The 4,973-nt window shown below is 72.1% G+C and carries 3 protein-coding genes; 2 read left to right on the top strand and 1 reads right to left on the bottom strand.

Features of this window, described 5'->3' with window-relative positions:
- Positions 1 to 897 precede the first annotated feature (897 nt).
- A complete protein-coding gene (locus O145_RS15030; RefSeq protein WP_411265969.1) occupies positions 898 to 2,781 on the bottom strand; it encodes a dolichyl-phosphate-mannose--protein mannosyltransferase in 1,884 nt (627 codons plus the stop codon).
- 129 nt (positions 2,782 to 2,910) lie between these two features.
- On the opposite strand from O145_RS15030, the gene rsmI reads away from it, so the two are divergent.
- The gene (gene rsmI, locus O145_RS15025) at positions 2,911 to 3,834 is read left to right on the top strand and encodes a 16S rRNA (cytidine(1402)-2'-O)-methyltransferase (RefSeq protein ID WP_043564442.1); all 924 of its coding nucleotides are present in this window, start codon (positions 2,911 to 2,913) and stop codon (positions 3,832 to 3,834) included.
- A 41-nt stretch (positions 3,835 to 3,875) separates the two neighbouring features.
- Complete coding sequence (locus O145_RS15020; RefSeq protein WP_043564440.1) at positions 3,876 to 4,460, top strand: isochorismatase family protein; 585 nt, start codon at positions 3,876 to 3,878, stop codon at positions 4,458 to 4,460.
- The last annotated feature ends 513 nt before the right edge of the window (positions 4,461 to 4,973 follow it).

Raw genomic sequence — 4,973 nt, 5'->3', positions numbered from 1 at the left:
CCATCCCGAACCCGGAAGCTAAGACCCCCAGCGCCAATGGTACTGCGCCCAACCAGACGCGGAAGAGCAGGACACCGCCGAGACCACACAAGAGAAAGACCCCTGCCGGGGCGGCAACGCGATGACGCGGCCGCCCCGGCAGGGGCCTACACACACCACACGAACCACCACCACACATCACAAAGCCGGATAAAAACCAGACAAACGAACCTGAGCCGAACCGGCGGACGACACATGCGCAGCCCCCTGAACATCAGCGACGGTTGACGCTGCAAAGGCGTATTCACATTCCGGCCCGCCCCACTCGGACGCCCGGGGCGCCGCGGGCCCGGGCCGACCCCGCTCATGCCGTCCCCCGCGTCCCGCATCGCCTGGACATCGCCTGGACGCCGAGATGCTCCGCGCCTACCCGCATCCCGCGCCGATGACGCCGCAGGCGACCGGCGGGCCGACCAGACAGTGCGGCGGGCGAGCCGTCGCGCCGCACCGCATGCCGGTCCGCCACGCCCCTGGGCAACGCGGCGGGAGAACCGGGACCAGGCGGATTATTCCATCAGAATGCCACATGATCGTAGGGATCTGCTCGACACATGCGGCGCCTTGACCCTCCAATGTCATCCTGACGGGCTCCCTACCCTGCGCGCCGACGAGAGCGTCAGACCCCGACCTCGCGCGCCCACACGCACTCTCCCCGTGAGCCGGCTCCGGCCGCGGAAACCGCACGAGTCGGCGACCACGCCCCCGCGGCCACGGCGTTCCGGTGTCCCCTCGCAATGGAACACGACCGGACCGATCTCGAGCCGGGGCTGAACCAATCTCGACGACAGGGGACGGGCGGCGGGGCAGGGGTGCGGGACGCCGATCCGCCGAGTCCGGATCCGGGTGGATCCGCCGGGTTCAGACCCAGGAGGTCATCAGCATGTGCCAGTGCCAGAACTCGTAGGACACCGTCTGTCCGGTCCACAGCGGCCACCACAGCAGCGCGAACACGATCGCCGCGAGCACGACCATCGCGGTCAGCACGACGCCCTCGCCGTGAAGCCGCCAGGTCGGCACCCCCGTCCACTCCGGAGACAGCCGCATTCGCGATGGGCGCGCGCCGAAGCCCAGGTAGGCGCCCAGCGCGCCCCGCGGGTGCGGCCTGCCCTCACCGATCCACCCGACCTGGATGAGGCGCTTCTCGTGAGCCGCCTCGTGAGAGCCCGGGACAGGGGCGAGCATCCCCATCGCCGAGCCCAGGGCGAGCACGAGCACCAGCACCACGAACGGGACGAAGGCCACGGTGTAGAACGTGAAGATCGTCCGGTTGCCGTACAGGAACCAGGGCAGGTACAGGCCCACGTAGCCGATGAGCGCCACCCACACCCTCCAGTCCCGGTTCTCGAACGCCAGGATCACCACCGCGAAGACCAGGGCGATAATGGCGGACCACCACACCGGGATATTGCCGATGGAGGTGATGGCCTGGGCGCAGTGGGCGGTGCCGCAGCTCTGGCCGGAGAGCTGGCTGCCGGTGGGGAAGTAGAAGGACGTCGGCCTCCACTGCACGAGCCAGCTGATCGGCTTGGACATGTAGGGGTGGGTGCTCTCGAGGTGGACGTGGAAGTTGTAGGCCACCAGGTGGTACTCCACCAGGTCGTTGAGGGAGTCCGGCAGCCAGGAGCGCGCCACCGTGCCGCCCGCGGCCCGCTGGGCGGCCGCCCACCCGTGCTCGTAGGCCTTGGGATGCAGGAACCAGGACCACCAGCTCGCCGCATAGACGGCGAAGGCGATCGGGACCACGCGCAGGAAGTCGCCGACTCCTCGTGCGATGACGCCCTCCAGGAACCAGGTCTTGACCTTCGCGCGATACAGCGCCGTGGTGTCCCACACCACCACCAGGATCCCGATGGCCGCCAGCAGATAGAGCCCCGACCACTTGATCGAGCAGGTCAGGCCAGCGGCGGCCCCCACTGCCAGCAGCCACGGTCGCAGGTGCGCCCTCGGCGCGAGATGACCCGCGGCCGTGCCCGCCAGGTCCCGGGCCAGCCTTGCGCGCGACCACTCCCGGTCCCGCACCAGGCAGTACACCGTCAGCGTCGCGAACAGCCCGATGAAGATATCCAGGAGACCGATGCGGGACTCGGTCAGGTTCACGCCGTCGATGGCGAGCAGGAGCCCGGCCAGCCCCGCCAGCAGGGGCGAGTGCGTCAGCCGCAGCGTCAGACGGGTCAGCAGGACGACGGTGGCCACGCCCGCGAGCGCGGGCACGACTCTCCACCCGAACGAGGACTCCGGCCCGAACACCTGCATGCCCAGGCCGATGAGCCACTTGCCGAGCTGGGGGTGGACGACGAAGGAGCCCTCCGTCGTGAGCCCCGAGAAGTCGCCCCGCGCGAACAGCTCGTCGGACTTCGCCGCCCACGTGGACTCGTACCCGTTGTGCCACAGGGCATAGGCGTCCTTGACGTAGTAGATCTCGTCGAACATGAGCGAGTGCGGGTGGCTCAGCCCGACCAGGCGCATGAGCGCCGCGAGAACCCCCGTGACGGCCGTGGCGATCCAGCCGTTGAGCCTCACGGCTGCGGGCAGGCTCCAGTCCCCGGGCTGCAGGCCGAGCCGGGTGCGCAGCTCGTCCTCGGACCGCCTGGCCCCCAGGACCGGGCCGCCGGCGGCCTCCGCGTGCGGGGCGCCGGTCTCGCCCCCAGCCTCCGACGCCGAGTTCTCGACGGCGGTCCAGCGGGGCGCCTCCCCGGACTCCTCCGCCCAGGTCGCCTCCTGAGGCTCCTGTGCGGATATCACGGGAACGGGGCTGTCGACGGGCCATGGGTCGCTGGCTGAGGCGCCCGAGGCGCCGTCTGGCGAATCAACCGAATCAACACTGCGCGAGGTCACGGTTGTGAGTCTAGGCGTGCCGCCATACTGGGGGCCATGAATGACGACACCCGGGCGGCGCGGGCCGCGGCGACGCAGGGGTCGGGCCCGGCCGCTGCGCCCGATTCCTGCGACACGCCGAGACGCGGCGCCATCACCCTGGCCGCCACCCCCATCGGGAACGCCGGGGACGCCTCCGCCCGTCTGCGGACCGGGCTCGAGCGGGCCGACGTCGTCGCCGCCGAGGACACCCGGCGCCTGCTCGCGCTCGCCCGGCGCCTCGGCGTGCGCGTGGGCGGGCGGCTGCTCGCCCTCCACGAGCACAACGAGCGCGCCCGGGCGGCCGAGCTGATCGATCAGGCGCGCGCGGGCCGCAGCGTCCTGGTCGTCTCCGACGCCGGCATGCCCTCGGTGTCGGACCCCGGGTACCGGCTCGTCGTCGCCGCGGCCGACGCGGGCGTGCCCGTGACCGTCGCGCCGGGCCCATCCGCCGTGCTGGCGGCCCTGGCCGTGTCGGGCCTGGCCAGCGACCGCTTCACCTTCGAGGGCTTCCTGCCCCGCAGGGCCGGGGAGCAGCGCCGCGCCCTTGCGGCCCTGGCGGCGGAGCGGCGCACCATGGTCTTCTTCGAGTCGCCGCGCCGCGCCCACCGGACCTTGGCCGCCATGGCGCAGGTCTTCGGTGCACAGCGCCCGGCGGCGCTGTGCCGGGAGCTGACCAAGACCCACGAGGAGGTGCGGCGGGCGAGCCTGGGCGAGCTGGCGGAGGCGAGCGCCGACGCCGTCCTGGGCGAGGTCGTGATCGTCGTCGCCGGGGCGCCCGCCGTCGCGGCCGACCCGCAGCCCGCCGCCCGGGAGGCCCTGAGGCTCGCCGACGGCGGCATGCGCCTCAAGGCGGCGGCCGGGCAGGCGGCCGGGCGGGCGGGCCTGCGCCCCAACGAGGTGTACCGCGCGGCGCTCGCCCTGCGAGACGGCCGGAGCTGAGAGGGGCCCGATGTCGGCGCGCCGGGGATATAGTGTGTGTCATGACAGATACTGCGGGCAGCCGGGCCCTGATCATCGTTGACGTCCAGCCGACCTTCTGCGAGGGCGGTGCGCTCGCCGTCGCCGGCGGCAACGCGGTCGCCGTGCGCGTGGCCGCCTATGCGGCCGCCCACCGGGAGGACTACCGCCTGGTGGTCACCACCCAGGACTGGCACATCGACCCCGGCCCCCACTTCTCGGACACGCCGGACTTCGTCGACACCTGGCCGCCCCACGGCGTCGCCGGCACCGCCCAGGCCGAGCTCCACCCCGCGCTGGCCGGGCTCCATCCGGACGCGCGGGTCAAGAAGGGCCAGTACTCCGCCGCCTACTCGGGCTTCGAGGGCGTGACCGACGACGGCGCGGACCTCGACCGGATCCTGGCCGGCGCCGGCATCGAGGCGCTCGACGTCGTCGGGCTTGCCGAGTCGCACTGCGTCAAGGACACCGCGCTGGATGGCCGGCGGCGCGGCTACGCCGTGCGCGTGCTCACCGACCTGACCGAGCCGGTGTCCCCCGAGCTGGGCGAGGCGGCGCGCGCCGAGATGCGCGCCGCCGGCGTCGAGCTGACCGCCTCGCCGGCGTGATCCGCTTCGCCGGGTGATCCTGGGCAAGAGCCGGTCGGCCGCACCTGAATGAGTGATTCCGAGGGGTTCCCGCCTCTGCCGGGGCCTGCGGGCGCCGGGGCGACGGTGTTGCACATTCGCGCGCGACCCGCGTTGGCAAAAACCCCGGAATCATGCGGAAACGAAGTCCCAGCGGTGGCCACGATCCCGCTCCCATGTGCGCAGACCCCCCTCAGCGCACATGGGAGCCAGACAACCGAGCACGACGACTAACAGGAAAGCGCACAATCCTGCGGAAAACCGGCCCTCGCCCTGCAAAGGCCCCACCCTCCCATGTGCAACACCGAAGAACACCGGCGAAGACCGCGCCCCGCCGAACTCTCAGCGCCCCGCAGCCGGCGCACCGCACGCCGGGCACTGCCTCAGATGCACTGACAACACCATGAGCCCGAGCCGGAGCTGGACCGATCTCGACGCGGAAGCGGACCGATCTCGGCGAAGGGGGCCGGATGCCCGGGGTTCAGGGGCCACTGG

It is taken from the genome of Actinomyces israelii DSM 43320, from assembly GCF_000711965.1.
Classification (GTDB): Bacteria; Actinomycetota; Actinomycetes; order Actinomycetales; family Actinomycetaceae; genus Actinomyces; species Actinomyces israelii.
Note: the sequence above shows the minus strand (reverse complement) of the source record. Positions and strands in the feature narration are given on the sequence as shown.